Origin of the sequence: Vibrio sp. FF145 (assembly GCF_041439075.1) — a bacterium.
GTDB lineage: Bacteria > Pseudomonadota > Gammaproteobacteria > Enterobacterales > Vibrionaceae > Vibrio > Vibrio tasmaniensis_A.
Genome location: NZ_JBGONH010000112.1, coordinates 1 through 2,587, shown reverse-complemented (window position 1 = coordinate 2,587; position 2,587 = coordinate 1). Strand labels below are relative to the sequence as shown.

Annotated in this window: 1 protein-coding gene; it reads left to right on the top strand. The window is 43.0% G+C overall.

The features are described from left to right. Positions 1–630 precede the first annotated feature (630 nt). A complete protein-coding gene (locus ACED42_RS21630) occupies positions 631–2,454 on the top strand; it encodes a M4 family metallopeptidase (protein ID WP_371704121.1) in 1,824 nt (607 codons plus the stop codon). Positions 2,455–2,587 lie beyond the last annotated feature (133 nt).

Sequence of the window (2,587 nt, the reverse complement as noted above, 5' to 3'; positions counted from 1 at the left end):
AGGAAAGCCCTCCGCGAAGCGGCTTAGTTCAACAGCTCTTAGACAGAAAAATTCTTTATTTAAATGCAGAATTTTTCTGTCTAGTTTCTTATGTAGCCTATCTTAAACGACTGACTCTTTTAATAACAATTACTTATGCTTACTAATTTGTGATTGAACATGAAAATGTAGATGTTTTCCTATCTAACGAGACTAAGTGTTAAAAAAGTTGAGATCTGTGCTTAGTGGTATTGTTAAAACAAGTTTACTATTGATAATAAGAACAATATTTACACTTCCAAAAACCTACTTATTTACTCATTTGTAATTAAGATAAAATTAGAAAAATATCGAAGTTAACTCAGGTGCTTTCATTCTATAAATTAAAACAAAGTGGCTTTTAATAACTCCCACCCCTTCATAAATTTACGATAAATAATAAAATTGAATTTTATAAAAACAAATTGATCAATAAGAATTTTTGTAAACTTTGAATTACATACTCTAAAATTTAATCTCCCTATAAAACTTGTCATAAGCCGAAATGCTCTTCCAATCTTGATTCGCAATACATGGCATTAGCGTGTTGCATATAGACTTCCTATAAAGCCGTTGGGAAGAAGGAGTTTATATTAAAATCAGGAACGAAAAATGAACCAACAACGTCAACTAAGCTGGAAAATAGCAGCTATTCTAGGTACATCTTTTGGCTTTAATGCACACGCTGCAGAAATGGTCAGAGTCGATAATAATGCATTACTACAACAAAGCCTCGTCGCGCAGTCGAAGAGTGTTGCCCCACTTGAATTAGGTTTTTCTGAAGTTAAACGGGTGGTACTGCCCAATGGAAAAACCAAAGTCCGCTATCAACAAACTCACCGAGGTTTACCCGTCTTTGATACTTCGGTTGTCGCTACCCTTTCCAAGAACCAACCCACTCAGGTGTTCGGTTCAATGGCACAAGGGATCAGCGGTGACCTATCCAGCATCGCGCCAAAGCTGAATCAGGAACAAGCGCTTGAAGCCGCATTGTCTGCTCATCGCACGTTTACCGTCGGCAAAACGTCGATTGAAAACAAAAATGCAAAACTCATGGTGAGACTGGATGAGAACCAAGTCGCCCAAGTGGTGTATCTGGTCGATTTCTTTATCTCGTCCTCAATGCCAGAGCGCCCTTTCTACTTTATTGATGCCACGACTGGCGATGTCCTCCAAAAATGGAATGGGCTAAACCACGCTAAAGCACTAGGTACTGGCCCAGGTGGCAACCTCAAAACCACTCGATATGAATATGGCAGCGACTTCCCTAGCTTTCCTATCGACAAAACAGGCACAACTTGTACGTTAGAAAATGATTCGGTTAAGACGGTCAACTTAAATCATGGAACCTCTGGCAGCGCAGCCTACAGCTACAACTGTGCCGACGGCACCAACTACACCGATCATAAATACATCAACGGGGCTTACTCGCCTCTTAACGATGCGCACTATTTTGGTAATATCGTATTCGATATGTACAAAGAGTGGATGAACACGTCGCCTTTAACTTTCCAGCTGACGATGCGCGTTCATTACGGTACCGATTATGAAAACGCCTTTTGGAATGGCTCATCCATGACATTTGGGGATGGCAAAAACACCTTTTACCCATTGGTCGATATCAACGTGAGTGCTCACGAGGTTAGCCACGGGTTCACCGAGCAAAACTCCGGCCTTGTGTACCAAAACATGTCGGGCGGTATCAATGAAGCCTTCTCCGATATTGCGGGCGAAGCGGCTGAATACTACTTACGTGGCAGTGTGGATTGGGTGGTCGGTAGCGATATATTTAAATCGGAAGGTGGTTTGCGCTACTTTGATCAACCTTCAAAAGATGGCCGCTCGATTGATCATGCCTCTCAATACTACGACGGTTTGAATGTTCACTTGTCTAGCGGTGTTTATAACCGCGCCTTTTACCTTTTAGCAAACAAATCGGGTTGGAATGTACGTAAGGGCTTTGAAATATTCACGGTTGCAAACCAACTGTATTGGACGGCAAACAGTACCTTTGATGCCGGAGCTTGTGGCGTAGCGAAAGCCGCAGCAGACATGGGCTATATGGTTGCCGATGTTGAAGATGCTTTCAATACCGTCGGCGTAAATGCGAGTTGTGGTGTCACGCCTCCAACTGGCAATGTATTAACGAAAGGCACACCGATTGCGAACCTAAGCGGGAATCAATCTTCAGAGAGCTTCTACACGTTCACCGTTGATTCTGCATCCAGCGTGACGGTTTCAATGTCTGGTGGTTCAGGTGATGCCGACCTTTATGTGAAATCGGGAAGCAAGCCAACGACATCTAGTTACGATTGTCGCCCTTATCGTACTGGAAACAACGAACAGTGCAGTGTGAGCGCGCAACCGGGCGTGACTTATCATGTGTTACTGCGCGGATACTCGAACTACTCTGGCCTAACGTTACGTTTAGATTGAGTTGGAGCGAGCCTCTCAAACAAGTTGTGAATCGAGAACTAGCGGTTAACCGCGAAATAAAAACCTACTCACTTTGAGTTAATGCCGTTCGGATAAGCATTATTGCTTGAACCTGAACGGATATTTGGCTGGG